This is a genomic window from Streptomyces sp. NPDC028289, from assembly GCF_055565975.1.
Map to the genome: position 1 here is coordinate 327515 of NZ_JBVHTI010000007.1, position 14877 is coordinate 342391.

General features: G+C 73.2%; 13 protein-coding genes. 6 read left to right on the top strand and 7 right to left on the bottom strand.

Going from position 1 to position 14877, the window contains the following annotated elements; genetic code table 11:
• Positions 1 to 83 precede the first annotated feature (83 nt).
• Positions 84 to 536 carry an Lrp/AsnC family transcriptional regulator gene (locus tag ACZ4UV_RS34665; protein WP_093501654.1) on the top strand — a complete coding sequence of 151 codons (453 nt, stop codon included), beginning with the start codon at positions 84 to 86 and terminating at the stop codon, positions 534 to 536.
• 66 nt (positions 537 to 602) lie between these two features.
• Here the strand turns inward: ACZ4UV_RS34665 and ACZ4UV_RS34670 are convergent, their stop codons facing one another.
• Entirely contained in the window at positions 603 to 1250 is a 648-nt protein-coding gene (locus ACZ4UV_RS34670) for a TetR/AcrR family transcriptional regulator (protein ID WP_351702695.1), read from the bottom strand.
• 122 nt (positions 1251 to 1372) lie between these two features.
• On the opposite strand from ACZ4UV_RS34670, the gene kbpA reads away from it, so the two are divergent.
• On the top strand, positions 1373 to 2095 hold the full coding sequence (gene kbpA / locus ACZ4UV_RS34675) for an AfsK-binding protein KbpA (RefSeq protein WP_451022478.1): 723 nt from the start codon (positions 1373 to 1375) through the stop codon (positions 2093 to 2095).
• A 199-nt stretch (positions 2096 to 2294) separates the two neighbouring features.
• Positions 2295 to 4643 (top strand): protein serine/threonine kinase AfsK, encoded by a 2349-nt coding sequence (gene afsK / locus ACZ4UV_RS34680; RefSeq protein WP_467843371.1) that lies wholly within the window; start codon positions 2295 to 2297, stop codon positions 4641 to 4643.
• 287 nt (positions 4644 to 4930) lie between these two features.
• Here the strand turns inward: afsK and ACZ4UV_RS34685 are convergent, their stop codons facing one another.
• From ACZ4UV_RS34685 to ACZ4UV_RS34695, 3 genes are read right to left on the bottom strand one after another with little or no spacing between them, the layout of a single operon-like run.
• Positions 4931 to 5704, bottom strand: a complete 774-nt coding sequence (locus tag ACZ4UV_RS34685; RefSeq protein ID WP_467843374.1) for an enoyl-CoA hydratase/isomerase family protein — start codon at positions 5702 to 5704, stop codon at positions 4931 to 4933.
• Positions 5701 to 6114, bottom strand: a complete 414-nt coding sequence (locus tag ACZ4UV_RS34690) for a Zn-ribbon domain-containing OB-fold protein (RefSeq protein ID WP_451016731.1) — start codon at positions 6112 to 6114, stop codon at positions 5701 to 5703. The genes ACZ4UV_RS34685 and ACZ4UV_RS34690 overlap by 4 nt, the downstream gene beginning before the upstream one ends.
• Before the next feature lies 1 nt (position 6115).
• Complete coding sequence (locus tag ACZ4UV_RS34695) at positions 6116 to 7279, bottom strand: lipid-transfer protein (RefSeq protein WP_451016730.1); 1164 nt, start codon at positions 7277 to 7279, stop codon at positions 6116 to 6118.
• A gap of 108 nt (positions 7280 to 7387) precedes the next feature.
• Here ACZ4UV_RS34695 and ACZ4UV_RS34700 point away from each other — a divergent pair, with 108 nt between their 5' ends.
• Positions 7388 to 8944: a FadD3 family acyl-CoA ligase gene (locus ACZ4UV_RS34700; RefSeq protein ID WP_451016734.1), complete on the top strand. Its 1557-nt coding sequence runs from the start codon at positions 7388 to 7390 to the stop codon at positions 8942 to 8944.
• 84 nt (positions 8945 to 9028) lie between these two features.
• Here ACZ4UV_RS34700 and ACZ4UV_RS34705 read toward each other — a convergent pair whose 3' ends face one another.
• The 3 genes from ACZ4UV_RS34705 to ACZ4UV_RS34715 all read right to left on the bottom strand — a co-directional run bounded on the left by ACZ4UV_RS34705 (position 9029) and on the right by ACZ4UV_RS34715 (position 12671).
• Entirely contained in the window at positions 9029 to 9226 is a 198-nt protein-coding gene (locus ACZ4UV_RS34705; protein WP_390041892.1) for a hypothetical protein, read from the bottom strand.
• A 248-nt stretch (positions 9227 to 9474) separates the two neighbouring features.
• Positions 9475 to 12426 carry an SARP-family global regulator AfsR gene (afsR, locus tag ACZ4UV_RS34710; protein ID WP_467843379.1) on the bottom strand — a complete coding sequence of 984 codons (2952 nt, stop codon included), beginning with the start codon at positions 12424 to 12426 and terminating at the stop codon, positions 9475 to 9477.
• A gap of 113 nt (positions 12427 to 12539) precedes the next feature.
• Complete coding sequence (locus ACZ4UV_RS34715) at positions 12540 to 12671, bottom strand: hypothetical protein (RefSeq protein ID WP_451016728.1); 132 nt, start codon at positions 12669 to 12671, stop codon at positions 12540 to 12542.
• Positions 12672 to 12714: 43 nt separating this feature from the next.
• Here ACZ4UV_RS34715 and ACZ4UV_RS34720 point away from each other — a divergent pair, with 43 nt between their 5' ends.
• Both ACZ4UV_RS34720 and ACZ4UV_RS34725 read left to right on the top strand, forming a co-directional pair.
• A complete protein-coding gene (locus ACZ4UV_RS34720) occupies positions 12715 to 13950 on the top strand; it encodes an amidohydrolase family protein (RefSeq protein WP_451016727.1) in 1236 nt (411 codons plus the stop codon).
• Positions 13947 to 14870: an LLM class F420-dependent oxidoreductase gene (locus tag ACZ4UV_RS34725; RefSeq protein WP_451016726.1), complete on the top strand. Its 924-nt coding sequence runs from the start codon at positions 13947 to 13949 to the stop codon at positions 14868 to 14870. The genes ACZ4UV_RS34720 and ACZ4UV_RS34725 overlap by 4 nt, the downstream gene beginning before the upstream one ends.
• The last annotated feature ends 7 nt before the right edge of the window (positions 14871 to 14877 follow it).

Here is a 14877-nt window from a genome sequence, read left to right on the forward strand (position 1 = left end):
GAAAGGGACGTGAGAGTGCGACAGGCCCGAAAGCGTTTCTGAAATTTGCTCGAGAGTGCCGGTTCTGGGGGAGAATCCTGCTCATGGACGACGTGGACCGGAAAATCCTTGCCGAGCTTCAGCAGGACGGGCGGCTGACCGTGACCGAGCTGGCCGGGCGGGTCCGGCTGAGCGTCTCGCCGTGCCACCGGCGGCTGCGCGAGCTGGAGCGGTCCGGGGCGATCAGCGGGTACCGGGCGGTGGTGGACCCGGCCGCCGTGGGGCTGACCTTCGAGGCGCTGGTCTTCGTGTCCATGCGGCAGGAAGACCGGGACACGGTGGCCGACTTCGAGCGGGCGCTCGCGGAGATCCCCCATGTGCTGGACGCACAGCGGCTGTTCGGCGAGCCCGACTACCTGCTGCGGGTGGCCACCGCCGACCTCGCCGCCTTCCAGCGGCTCTACGACGAGCGGCTCGCGACCCTGCCGGGCGTGCAGCGCCTCACCTCGACGCTGGTGATGAAGCACGTGGTGCGGGACCGGCCGTTGCCGGCGTAGGACGACAGGCGATGGTTCACCGCTGCACGTGAACCACCGCCTGCCAGACAGGACCCAGGGCGCGGGCTACTTCGTGGGCTTCTTCCCGGTCACGCCCAGATGCACCAACAGCGCGAGGTTCGGCTTGAGTTCGGCCTGCTTCACGCCCCAGGTCTGGAAACCCTTCTGGTGCGCGGCGACGGCCGCGAGCATGGCGACCAGCGAACCGGCCACGGCGGCCGGGTTCACGTCCTTGTCGACCCTGCCCTTGGACTGCAACTCCGTGATGGAGTCGGTCAGGGAGTTGTTCACCGAGTTCAGGATCTTCATACGGATCTTGTAGAACCGTTTGTCCCCCTCGGCCGCCCCGAGGTCGACCACGCGCAGGATCGCGTCGTTCTTGCGCCAGAACTCCAGGAAACCGTCGACGAGTTCCTGTGCGGTCGCCCAGCCGGCCTTGCCGACCCAGGAGCGTCCGGCCAGCAGCTCGGTCAACTGACCGCCCTCCGTGGCCATTTGCTCGGCGATCTCCAGGACGGCGCCCTCGACGTCCGGGAAGTACTGGTAGAAGGTCGCGGGCGAAGTGCCCGCTTTCCGGGCGACATCGATGACCTTGACGTCCCGGTAAGGGGAGGAGCTGAGCATCTCGCTGAGGCAGTCGAGCAGCTTCTGCCGGGTCGCCTGCCCACGCCGGCCGGCCACGCGGCCGTCGACGGTACGCACTTGTCCTGTCATGCCGTCAGCTTACCGAGGGGTGATCGGAGCGCGATTCGGCCGACTGCAAATGGGGTGCACGGGTGTATAGGGGCCGGTGCGGCTGGTCTGCGCGCTGCGGGCCGGGCGGTTACTTTGACGACATGGCCGAAAACAGGGCATCCGGATACGCGGAGGGCGTCCCCTGCTGGGTGGACGTGCAGCTCCCCGACGTCGAGGCGGGCAAGCGGTTCTACGGCGGGCTCTTCGGGTGGACCTTCGAGGACGCCGGTCCGGAGGCCGTGTGGGCCCGGCTGGGCGGCGCGGCCGTCGCCAGGCTGGCACGGAAGCGGGACGGACGGATGCCCACCGTCTGGACGGTGTACTTCGCGGCCCCGGACATCCGGGACCTCGCCCGCCGGATCGTCGCCGCCGGCGGCCAGATCGTCAACGACCCCGTGCCCGTCCGTGACCTCGGCACCGCTGCCCTGGCCGCCGACCCCACGGGCGCGGTCTTCGGCCTCTGGCAGGCCGCGGCCCACCCCGGCTTCGGCGTCCGGCACGCCCCCGGCACCTTCGCCTGGGCGCAGCTCTACACCAACGACATCGAGGCGGCGAACACCTTCTACGGCCGCCTCTTCACCGGCGCGCTCTTCGGCACCGGCGCCGCTCCGGACTTCGGCCGCGCCCCGGTGACCGAGGTGTTCGCGGCCGGGATGCCCTCCCAGTTCGTCGTCCACTTCCGCACCGGGCACGTGGCGGCCGCGGCCGGGGCCGTGCAGCAGCTGGGCGGCCGGGTCCAGGCGCCGCCCTTCGAGACGTCGTACGGAAAAGTGGCCGTCGTGACCGACAATCAGGGGGCGTTCTTCGCGCTGCTGGAACGCTGAGGCCGGAAACAGGCGGGTCTTGGCGGACAAATGTCTCACTTTGTCATGAGACACCCCGATTGGTCGCCGGGTTCGCAACCTGTGCCCGGGCCAGGAAGAATCGGGGTGCGTGCCGCCATGGCGGTGCGGTGGTGAGACGCTGCACGGGGTCGCGTACATATGTGGGTGGACGGGGCCCGTACGGGGAGGTGGCAGGCAAGTGGTGGATCAGCTGACGCAGCACGATCCGCGGCGGATCGGGCCGTTCGAGGTGCTGGGACGGCTGGGGGCCGGCGGCATGGGGCTGGTCTATCTGGCGCGCTCGGCGTCCGGGCGGCGCGTGGCGATCAAGACGGTACGGACCGAGCTCGCCGAGGACCAGCTGTTCCGGGTCCGCTTCACCCGCGAGGTGGAGGCGGCCCGCGCGGTCTCCGGCTTCTACACGGCGGCCGTCGTCGACGCCGACCCGCGCGCCGCGGTGCCGTGGCTCGCGACCGCGTACGTGCCGGCGCCCTCCCTCGAGGAGATAGTGAACGACTGCGGGCCGCTCCCGGCCCAGGCGGTCCGCTGGCTCGCCGCGGGCGTCGCCGAGGCGCTCCAGTCGATCCACGGCGCCGGACTGGTCCACCGCGATCTCAAGCCGTCCAACGTCCTCGTGGTCGAGGACGGCCCCCGGGTGATCGACTTCGGCATCGCCTCCGGTGTCTCGAACACCCGGCTGACGATGACGAACGTCGCGGTCGGCACCCCCGCCTACATGTCCCCGGAGCAGGCCAAGGACTCCCGCAGCGTCACCGGCGCGAGCGACGTCTTCTCCCTCGGCTCCATGCTCGTCTTCGCCGCCACCGGCCACCCGCCCTTCCACGGCGCCAACCCGGTCGAGACCGTCTTCATGCTGCTGCGCGAGGGCCCGGACCTCGAAGGCCTCCCGGACGAACTGCGCCCCCTCATCGAGTCCTGCATGCAGATGGAGGCCACCGCCCGCCCCAACCCGGCCGACCTCCAGGCCCAGCTCGCCCCCCACCTGTTCGGCTCCGGCTCCGACGACAGCGGTACGGCGTCCGCCTGGCTGCCCGAGAAGGCGGTCGGGCTGATCGAGTCCCGCCGCGGCGGCCGCCCGGCCGTGAAACCCTCCGCCGGCCCGGCCGGCGCCCGCAGCGCCGGCCGCCTCGCGGTCCCGCCGCCGCCCTCCTACGACCCCGTGGTCCCGGCCCCGGTCCCCGTCGGCGCCCCCGGCCCCGACACCGGGCCGGTCCGCCTCGCCGGCGCCCCGGTGCCGATCGGCCCCGGGCCGCGGGTCGCCGACGCCCGCGCCGCCGCCGTGAAGGCCCCTCCGCCCGAGGCCGGCCTGGTGGCCAGCTGGTCCCGCCCGCACCCCGGCGTCAACGGCGCCGACCCCGCCGTACCGGCGGCCCCGGCCCTGCCCCCGGAGACGGCCTCCGGCTGGCGGCCCTGGCGGTTCCGGATGTCCAACGACGTCTGGGGCACCCCGGCCGTCGACGGCGACCTCGTCTACGTCACCTCCTTCGAGGTGCACGCCCTCGACGTGGCCACCGGCCGCCGCCGCTTCAAGACGCGGGACGTCGCCTGGTCCATGGCGGTCGCGGACGGCCGTATCCACGCCTCCGACGGCCCCACCCTGTTCGCGCTGGAGGCCCGGGAGGGCGGCGACCTGTGGCGGCTGTCCACGGACGCCTGGGTGTACTCGCTCAAGGCCGACCGCGGCACCCTCGTCACCGGCACCCGGGGCGGCGGCGTCCAGGCCTGGGAGGCCTCCAGCGGGCAGAAGCTCTGGGAGCTGTCCGGCGCCCAGACCGACTTCGAGGCCCCCGAGTCCGGCCCCTCCCTGCACGACGGCACGGTGTACGTCTGGCAGGACGCGCGCCTGCGGGCGCTGGACGCGCGTACCGGCGACGAACGCTGGTCCTACCCCATAGGTGACGCGGCCTCCTGCGGCGGCGTCCCGGTCCGTCTCACCCACGCCGACGACGGCTTCGTGTACGCCTCCGCGGGCACCCGCGTCATCGCCCTCGACACCGCGAGCGGCCGCGTCCGCTGGCACTTCGAGGCGCCGGCCGTCTTCCTCTCCCCGCCCGCCCACATCCCCGGGCCCGCCGTCACCGGGGGCGGCATCTACCTCGCGGACTACCTCGGCACCGTGTACGCCCTCGACGCCACCGACGGCCGCGACCGCTGGCGCATCGCGACGGAGGCCCGCGCCTCGATCGAGCCGGTCCTCGTCGCCGCCGGCCACGTCCACGTCGGCAGCGGCAAGGGGCTGTACACCCTGGACGCGGTCACCGGCACCCCCAAGTGGCGCTTCCAGGCGGGCGGCGACGTCGTGGGCGCGCCGGCGGTGGCCGAGGGCCGCATCCACTTCGGTTCGACGGACCACCTGTTGTACACGCTGAAGGCCGACGACGGCCGGCTGCGGTGGAAGCTCGCCACCGGCGGGGAGATCACCGGGTCGCCGGTGGTGCGGGACGGGGTCGTGTACGCGTGCAGCAAGGACCGGTGCGTGTACGCCCTGGACGCCGAGAAGGGGACGGGGACGGCCCGCACCGCGTGAGCGCAGCGGGGGCGCGCGTCGTAGGGCCACTGCGGCGCCGTGTGGGCTGATCGCGCAGTTCCCCGCGCCCCTGAAAACAGGGGCGCTGCATCAGCGCCCCTTGAGGGGCGCGGGGAACTGCGCGACAAGCCCCCACGTACATGCAGCCGCTCCCCCGGTCGAACCCGGGACGGCCGTCGCGCCAGTAGTCGCACGGAAGGGCTGCGCACGGCGGCCGTCGCTCGGGGTGGGAGTCGGCTCCCGCAGCGAACGTTACGCCCGAGTGCCGGACGCCGCCACGCGGCGGTTCAGCGGGTGCGCGGCGCCGTACGCGCCCGGTTGCCGAACAGCTCCGCCTGCCGCTCGTCCGGCAGGTTGCCCAGCGTGATCAGGTGCGGGGCCTGGGCCCACCCCCGTTCCCGGTCCGCCCCCTTCGCCGCCCACAGCGCCCGCACGCTGCCCTGCACCCCCTCCGTCGGGTACCCGGCGATCACGGTTGCGCACCGCACGGCCGCCGCCAACGCCTCCCCGGCGGCCGTCACTTCGGACACCAGCCCCACCTCGTACGCCCTGCGCACCCCCACCCGCTCGGCGTTGCCCATGAGCACCATCCGGGCCACCTCCCCGTACGGCATCCGCTGCGCCATCAGCACCGACTCGTACGCGCTGACCATGCCGTAGGAGGTGTGCGGGTCGAAGAAGGCCGCGGTCTCGTCGGCGACGACGAAGTCGCACTCGCCGAGGAGGTAGAAGGCACCTCCGCAGGCCATCCCGGCCACCGCGGCGATCACCGGCTTCCACAGGTCGTTCGACTTCGGGCCGACGGCGATCAGCGGATCGTCCTGGCTGTACGGCGAGGACGGCTGCGGCACGACGGCGTCCCGGTCGAGCCCGGTGCTGAAGGCGCGCCCGCCGGCCCCGGTGAGCACGACGGCCCGTACGGCGTCGTCGAAGCGCAACGCCCGCCAGGTGGCCGAGAGTTCGCCGGCCGTCGCGAGGTCGATGGCGTTGAGCCGCTCGGGCCGGTCGAGGGTGACGACGGCGACCCCGCTCTCCTTGTCCGCCTCCAGCCGCAGGCTCACGGCCGCTCCAGGACCCACTGCGGCAGACCGTCCGCGAAGACCGCCTGCACCCGGGCGCCGATCCGGATCCGGTCCAGGGGCAGGGAGTCGAGCGGCGCCCCTGCTGCGCTCACCACGTTGCCCACCATCCGTACCCGGGGCGCGTCGTCGAGCTCCACGACCACCACGTTGTACGGCGCCTGGGTCGCGTACTCCGGCAGCAGCGGCGGGTGCGGGACGACGTACGACCAGATCCGGCCCCGCCCGCTCGTCGGCCGCCACTCGCTCGCGAAGGACTGGCAGTGCGGGCAGCAGGGGCGGGGCGGGAAGCGGGGTTCGCCGCAGTCGGCGCAGGCCTGGACGCGGAGTTCGCCGCGGGCCGCGTACTCCCAGAAGGGCGCGCCGTCGGTGTCGGTGACCGGTCGCAGCATCTCAGCTCCGGTTGGTGAGGAGGAGGGCGGAGGTGGGGACGCCCTCGCCGGCGGTGACCAGGCAGGTGGCGGCGTCCGGCACCTGGGCGGTACTGGTGCCGCGCAGCTGTTTGACGCCCTCGGTGATGAGGTTGAAGCCGTGGACGTAGGCCTCGGAGAGCCCGCCGCCCCCGGTGTTGACGGGCAGCCGGCCGCCGATCTCCAGGGCGCCCTGCTCGGTGAACGCTCCGCCCTCCCCTCTCCCGCAGAAGCCGTAGCCCTCCAGGGAGAGCGGGATCAGGGCGGTGAAGGCGTCGTAGATCTGGGCGACGTCGACGTCGTCGGGGGTGAGGTCGGCGTGCTTCCACAGGTGGCGGGCGGCGGTCCAGGCGGGGCCGGTGAGGGGGTCGTCGTTCCAGTAGTTGACCATGCCGTGGTGCTGGGCGGGGAGGCCCTGGGCGGCCGAGTGGATGTAGACGGGCCTGCGCCGGCAGTCCCTGGCCCGCTCCCTGCTCACCACCACACAGGCCAGCGCGCCGTCCGTCTCCAGGCAGTTGTCGAAGAGGCAGAGGGGCTCGCTGATCCACCGCGAGGTCATGTACATCTCGCGGGTGAGGGGGCGGTCGTACATGACGGCGGCCGGGTTCTGGTTGGCGCGGTTGCGGCAGGCGAGGGCCACGTTGAAGAGGTGGTCGCGGGTCGCGCCGTACTCGTGCATGTAGCGGCGCGTGAGCATGGCTATCTCGTCGGCGGGCCGGAGCAGCCCGAAGGGCCGGGTCCACTGGGCGGGGGTCGGGAGCTGGACGGTGGTGTTGGTCCAGGGCCGGGGGCCGGAGCCTCGCTTCCGCGACCGCCACGCCACGCCCACGCTCGCCTGCCCACTGGCTATCGCGGCGGCGAGGTGCGCGACCGTGGCGCAGGAGCCGCCCCCGCCGTATCCCACCTTGCTGAAGAAGGTCAGGTCGCCGAAACCGACCGACTTGGCCAGCTCCACCTCGTCGGTCTCCTCCATGGTGAAGGAGGCGAGGGCGTCGACCTCGCCCGGTGCGATGCCGGCGTCGTCGAGGGCGGCGAGGACGGCCCGGCAGGCGAGGGTCTTCTCGTCCTCGTCGAGGCGTTTGGCGAAGGGGGTCTGCCCGATCCCGACGATGGCGGTGGCGTCCTTGACGCCTCTGAGACCGGCCATGTGCCCGTACCTCCACGGCTGTCGGGGTTTGCTGACAGGTCGTCAGGCTACAGCTAATCTGACGGTCAGTCAGCTATGTGTCCGGGGAGGCCGGTTGTGCGCGGTGACATGGAGTGGGAGACCGTGCCGGGTCTGGTGCGGTCGGCGGCGGAGCGGTACGCGGACGTGGAGGCGGTGGTGGACGGCCGCACCCGGATCTCGTACGCCGAACTGGGCGCCCGGGTGGAACGGGCGGCGGCCGCCAGCCTGGCCGCCGGCGTCGAGGCGGGCGACCGCGTCGGTATCTGGGCCCCGAACTCCCTGGACTGGATCGTCGCGGCGCTGGGCGCGGTGTCGGCCGGCGGGGTCCTGGTCCCGCTGAACACCCGCTTCAAGGGCGCGGAGGCGGCGGACGTGCTGCGCAGGAGCGGGGCCCGGCTGCTGTTCGTGACGGGGACGTTCCTGGGCACGTCGTACGTGGCGTCGCTGCGGAGGGCGGCGGGGGAGGGCGGTGGGAGCGGCCCCCTTCCGGGGCTGCCGTCCCTCCGGGACGTGGTGGTGCTGTCGGAGGACGCACCCGTCGGCTTCCGCACCTGGAAGGACTTCCTGGCGGCGGGCGAGGGGGTCGGCGCCGGTGAAGTCGCGTCCCGTTCGGCCGGGTTGGACGGATCCTGCCTCTCCGACATCATCTTCACGTCCGGTACGACCGGCCGTCCCAAGGGTGCGATGATCACCCACGCGCAGACCCTGCGGGCGTACGAGATCTGGGCGGACCTGGCGGGCCTGCGCACCGGCGACCGCTACCTGATCGTCAACCCCTTCTTCCACACCTTCGGCTACAAGGCCGGGGTGATCGCGTGCCTGATGCGCGGGGCGACGATGATCCCGCAGCCGGTCTTCGACGTGGCGACGGTCCTGGCCAACGTGGCGGCGGAGCGGGTGTCCGTGCTGCCCGGCCCGCCGACCCTCCACCAGTCCCTCCTCGACCACCCGGCGCGGGACGCGCACGACCTCTCCGCCCTGCGCCTGGTGGTGACGGGAGCGGCCGTCGTACCCCTGCTCCTCGTCGAACGGCTGCGCGGCGAACTCGGCGTCGAGACGGTCCTGACCGCCTACGGCCTCTCCGAGGCGAGCGGGATCGTCACCATGTGCCGCCGGGGCGACGACCCGACGGTGATCGCGTCGACGTCGGGGCGTGCGATACCCGGCACCGAGGTGCGGGTGGACGAGACCGGGGAGGTGCTGGTCCGCGGCTTCAACGTCATGCGCGGCTACTTCGAGGACCCGGCGGCCACCGCCGAGACGCTGACGGCGGACGGCTGGCTGCGCACCGGCGACGTCGGCGTCCTGGACCCGGCCGGCAACCTCCGCATCACCGACCGCCTGAAGGACATGTTCATCGTCGGCGGCTTCAACGCCTACCCGGCGGAGATAGAGCAACTGCTGGGCCTGCACCCGGAGGTGGCGGACGTGGCGGTGATCGGCGTACCGGACGGGCGGCTCGGCGAGGTCGGCAAGGCGTTCGTGGTGCGGCGGGCGGGGGCCGTACTGACGGCCGACGACCTGATCGCCTGGGCGCGCCGCGAGATGGCGAACTACAAGGTGCCGCGGACGGTGGAGTTCGTGGCGGAACTGCCGCGGAACGCGAGCGGGAAGGTGGTGAAGGGGGAGCTGCGGGCCGGTTAGGCGGGCGGCTGCCCGGACACACCCCGGCCGCGACGGCTCCCCCTCCGCGCCGCCGCGGCCGATCCCCGTCCCGATGTGGTCCTGTCAGGCGGTCTCGCCCGTGGCGTGGATGTTGTCGGCGTGGACGGTGCCCGTGCCGGCCTCCACCACCTCCTCGTCCGCCTTGAACGGGTTCCCCGTCGCCAGCGGCTCGCTCGTCGCGTGGATGTTGTCCGTGGTGACGGTCGTCTCGTCCTCGGTGCCCGTCGCGTGGATGTTGTCGGTGCTGTTGCCGTCGCTCATGTTCACTGCCTCCCCTGACAGTTCGGTGCCCTGAAATAGACCGCCCGTCCGGCGGTTCCCCCGAGATCCGCCGGACAGGCGTCGTGACCGCTCACCGTAGTGCAACGGTCCAGGTCGTCCCGTCTGCCCCCCGACGCGGCGGAACGACACCACGAGAGTGACGGACGGCGATAAACGAACGATGAACGTCCGCGCGGCCGTGTCCGCCCGTCCGGCCGCCGGGACCCGGGCGGCGGTGCCGGTCCGGGTTACGCCATCGCGAGCGGCTGGAGGAGGGCACGGACCTGGTCCGCCTCCGGGGCGCCGAGCGCCTCGAACAGGTCCAGCGCCTCGCGCCAGCAGACCTGGGCCCGGCCGGGCTGCGCGATGCCGCTCAGCGCCTGCCCGAGGACGACCAGCACGTTGGCCCGCCGCCAGTCACCGCCGATGCCACGCAGCACGGTCAGCGCGGCCTCGGCGCTGGAGGCGGCCTGCCCCGGATGCCCGGCGGCCAGATCGACCTCGGCGAGCCGGAACAGCGACATGCCCTCCCACAGGCGCTGGCGGCTGTCCCGGAACACCTCCAGAGCCTCCTGCAGCCGGGCGGTCGCCTCGGTGAGCGCACCGTGCTTGGTCAGGGCGAGGCCGAGGGCGTAGCGGCCGTTGGCGCCCTTCAGGGCGTGCCCCATGGCGTCGTACATCTCCGTGCCCTGCCGGGCCAGCGTCACCGCGCTCTCGGTGCGCCCGGTGGCCAGGTGGACACGGGACAGGTTGCACAGGGCACTCGCCTCGCCGGGGCGGTCGTCGCAGGCGCGGAAGTTCTCGATCGCCTGGTTGAGGTGGGCCTTGCCGTCGTCGTGGCGGCTCTGGTAGACCGCGATCACCCCGAGGATGTTGGACGACCAGCAGCTCGCCAGCGGGTCGACGGACGCGGTGGTCAGCTCCCGGGCCCGGCCGGCCTCCTCGTCGGCCAGGTCGAACCGGCCGGTGACGCTGTGCGCGTAGGCCAGGGTGATCAGGGCCCGGGCCTCGGCGCGCGGGTCCTCGGCGCGGCGCGCCGCCGTGCACAGGGACGCCGCGACACCGGCGTACTCCTTGGAGTTGGTGCCGGACTCGGCCAGGTCCACGGCGGCCCACAGCACGTCGACGGCGCGCGCGAGGAGCCCGGAGCCCGCCGACTGCCGTACGCACGCCAGCAGGGACACCGCCTCCGCGTACAGCCAGTCCTGCGCGCGGTGTCGGTCCGCGAAGACCAGACCGGGGCGCAGGGGGGTGGCCAGGTGGTCCACCAGCCGGTCGCCGGGCCGCTCCAGGGCGTAGACCCCGGCGGCCGTCGCCAGGTAGAAGTCCAGCAGCCGGGAGAGCGCCGCGGCCCGTTCGCTGGGCGGCCACTCGTCCCGCTCCGCGCACGCACGCGCGTAGAGGCGGACGAGATCGTGGTAGCGGTAGCGGCCGGGAGCCGCGGACTCCAGGAGCGAGGTGTCGACGAGGGCCTCCAGGAGGTCCTCGGTGTCCTCCTGGGAGAGGTCCAGCATCGCGGCGGCCGCGGCCAGCGAGATGTCCGGCCCGTCGGCCAGGCCGAGGAGGCGGAAGGCGCGCGCCTGGGCCGGGTCCAGGGCGCCGTAGCCCAGTTCGAAGGTCGCCTTCACCGCCAGGTCTCCGGCCTGGAGCTCGTCCAGGCGGCGGCGTTCGTCGGCGAGCTTGGCCGCGAGCACGGAGACCGTCCAGGTGCGGCGGCCCGCCAGCCGGGAGGCCGCGATGCGGATCGCCAGCGGGAGGAAGCCGCAGGCCGCGACCACGTCCAGGGCGGCCTCGCGCTCGGCGGCCACCCGCTCCGCGCCGACGATCTTCGTGAACAGCTGCAACGCCTCGTCCGGGGACATCACGTCCAGGTCCACCAGGTGGGCACCCGCCAGGTCGACCATCCGCACCCTGGACGTCACCAGCGCCGCGCAGCCCTCCGTGCCCGGCAGCAGCGGCCGTACCTGCGCCGCGTCCCGCGCGTTGTCCAGCAGGACCAGCACCCGCCGCCCGTCCAGCACGGACCGGTACAGCGCCGCCCGCTCCTCCAGCGAGTCCGGGATCGCGGAGTCGGCCGTGCCCAGGGCGCGCAGGAAGGCGCCGAGCACCGTCTCCGGTTCCGCGGCCCGGGTGCCCGCGCCCTGCAGATCGACGTACAACTGCCCGTCGGGGAAGGCCGACCGGGCCTGGTGGGCCACATGGACGGCGAGGGTCGTCTTGCCGACGCCTCCGATGCCCGCCAGCGCCGATACGGCCATCACCCGGCCCTCCGCCGACGCCAGCACCTCGCTCAGCTCGGTGACGAAGGCGGAGCGGCCGGTGAAGTCGGGGACCGTCGCCGGGAGCTGGGCGGGACGGACGAGGACGGACGGGGTTTCCGGAGCGGGGGAGGAGGGCTCGGCCAGGGCCGGGTCGGCCTGGAGGATCCGCTGCTGGAGGTCGCGCAGGCCCGAGCGCGGGTCGACGCCGAGTTCCTCGGCGAGCAGGCGGCGGGTGTCCGCGTACACCGCGAGGGCCTCCGCCTGCCGGCCGCTGCGGTACAGGGCGAGCATGAGGAGTTCGCGGAGGCGTTCGCGCAGGGGGTGGGCCGCGGTGAGTGCCGTCAGCTCCGAGACGGCCTCCGCGTGGCAGCCCAGCTCCAGGTCCATGTCCAGGCGGGATTCGAGGAGTTGGAGCCGCCACTCCTCCAGCCGGGTGCGCTGGGCGTCGGCGTACGGGCCCGGCACCCCGGCCAGTGGTTCTCCGTCCCACAGGGCGAGCGTCCGGTTCAGCGCCTCCCGGGCCTGCCCCAGGTCCCCGGCGCCCCGCGCCTTCTCGGCCACCGCAGCCAGGTCCTGCGCCGCCGCCACGTCCAGGGCGCCCTCGCCCAGCCCGCGCACCGCGTAGCCGCCGGACTCGCTGACCAGGACCCCGGGGTCCAGGATCTTGCGCAGCCGGGACGCGTACGTGCGCACCGCCGCCAGCGCCTGCGACGGCGGCTCGGGGCCCCACAGCGCGTCGATCAGCTCCGCCGCGGTCGCCGTCCGGCCCTCGCGCAGCAACAGGGCCGCAAGCAGGGCGCGTTGCTGCGGGGAGCCGGTGTTGAGCGGCTCCCCGGCGCGCCAGGCGCGCACCGGACCGAGCACACCGAAGCGCAACGCCGCGGCCTCCGCCGAGGAGGAGGCGCGCCGCTGCTCCGGCACCCGCGGTCCACCGTCCATGCCCGTCCCCCTAGACATCCCGCTTCACCCCGTCAGTCTGCCTTGTCCGGGCGGGTTGCGTCAGCCTGGGGAGACGCCGATCACAGGGCGACACGCGGTGGTCCACACGGTCTTCACACGGCGACGGCCGCCGTCAGCAGGCCCGACTCCTGGCGGAACGTTTCCGCGGGTCGGTCGGCGTCCTCCGTGCCGGGTTCGGCGAACGCGGAGACCGAGTGCGCCGCACCGGCCTGACGAACCGTCACCCCATAGCTGACGGTTCGTCAGATCGGCGCTACCGTGAGCGCCATGGACACCCAGGACGGCACCTTTCCGCTGATCATCTCCGTCGACGACCACACCGTGGAGCCGCCGGACGTCTGGCAGTCCCGCCTCCCGAAGAAGTACCTGGACGTCGGCCCGCGCATCGTCCGGGCCCCGCTGAAGGAAATGAGCTTCCTCGGCGGCCGGTTCAAGCCGGTCATGGGCAGGCCGGGCGAGGACGGCCCCATCGGCGACTGGTGGATCTACGAGGACCTGCACCGCCCCCTCACCCGCCTCGACACCGCCGTCGGCTACTCCCGTGACGAGATCAAGCTCGAAGTGATCACGTACGAGCAGATGCGGGCGGGGTCGTACGACGTGCCGCAGCGGCTCGCCGACATGGACGTCAACCACGTCCAGTCCGCGCTCTGCTTCCCGACCTTCCCCCGCTTCTGCGGGCAGACCTTCACCGAGGCCGGGGACCGCGAGCTGGCCCTGCTCTGTGTCCAGGCCTACAACGACTGGATGGTGGAGGAGTGGTGCGGCCCGCAGGCCCAGGGGCGGCTCATCCCGCTCATCCTCATCCCCCTGTGGGACGCCGAGCTGGCGGCGCGCGAAGTCCGCCGCAACGCGGCCCGCGGCGTCCGCGCCGTCGCCTTCTCCGAGATACCCCCGCACCTCGGGCTGCCCTCCGTCCACACCGACGACTGGGACCCCTTCCTGGCCGCCTGCGACGAGACCGGCACGGTCGTCGCCATGCACATCGGCTCCAGCAGCCGGATGCCCTCCACCTCGGCCGACGCGCCGCCCGCCGTCGGCTCCACCATCACCTTCGCCAACTGCTGCTTCTCGATGGTCGACTGGCTGATGAGCGGCAAGTTCGAGCGCTTCCCGAACCTGAAGGTGATGTACGCCGAGGGCCAGATCGGCTGGATCCCCTACATCCTGGAGCGCGCCGACGTCGTGTGGGAGGAGAACCGGGGCTGGGGCGGAGTCGCCGACAAGGTGCACCGGCCGCCCTCCGAGCTCTTCGCCGAGCACGTCTACGGCTGCTTCTTCGACGACGCCTTCGGCCTGAAGAACCTCGACGCCATCGGTCTGGGCAACGTGCTCTACGAGACCGACTACCCGCACTCCGACTCCACCTGGCCGAAGTCGAGGGAGGTCGGCGAGGCCCAGATGGGCCACCTGGCCGGCGACGTGGTCGAGCGGATCGTCCGCGGGAACGCGATCGAGCTGCTGGGGCTGACGGCGGACGGCCTCTGGGGCGGTCCCCGGTGACCCTCGACCACGGCATCCAGCTCCCGGTCCAGTCCCAGTCCACGATCTACGCCGAGGGCTGGGAGGCCGGGGCGGGCGCCGCGGACCTGGTCGAGATCGCGCGGGCCGTCGACCGGGCCGGCTTCGCCTACCTCGCCGTCTGCGACCACGTGGCGATCCCGCACCGGCTGGCCGAGGCCATGAGCACGGTCTGGTACGACCCGGTGGCGACCCTCGCCCACCTGGCCGCGGTGACCGAACGGGTCCGGCTGCTCAGCCACGTCGCCGTCGTCGGGCTGCGCCACCCGCTCCTCTCCGCCAAGCAGTACGCGACCCTCGACCACCTCTCCGGCGGCCGCCTGGTCCTCGGTGTCGGCGCCGGGCACGTGCGGGAGGAGTTCGAGGTGCTGGGGGTGGAGTTCGGGCAGCGCGGGGCCGTGCTGGACGAGGCGATCGACGCGTTGCGGGCGGCTCTGGGGGCGGACGAGTTCCCCACCCATCACGGGAAGTTCTACGACTTCGAAGGGCTCGGGCAGCGGCCCCGGCCCGCGCAGCAACGGGTGCCGGTCTGGGTCGGCGGGTCGTCGCCGGCCGCGGTACGGCGGGCCGCGCTCAAGGGGGACGGCTGGCTGCCGCAGGGCGACCCGCGCGACCGGCTCCCGGCCCAGATCGAACGGTTGCTGCGGCTGCGCGCGGAGGCGGGCGTCGAGGAGCCGATCACGGTCGGGGCGATCACCGAGCCGCTGTACGTCGGCACGCCCGGCTGGGAGGTCGGCCGCCGCACCCTCAGCGGTGCCCCCGAGGCCCTCGCCGAGTCGCTGCGGGCGTACGGCGCGATGGGCGTGCACCAGATCCAGGTGCGGTTCCGCAGCCGGAGCCGGGCCGAACTCATCGATCAGATCGCGGCGTTCGGGGCGGACGTCGCGCCCCTTCTGACCTGAGGGAGTG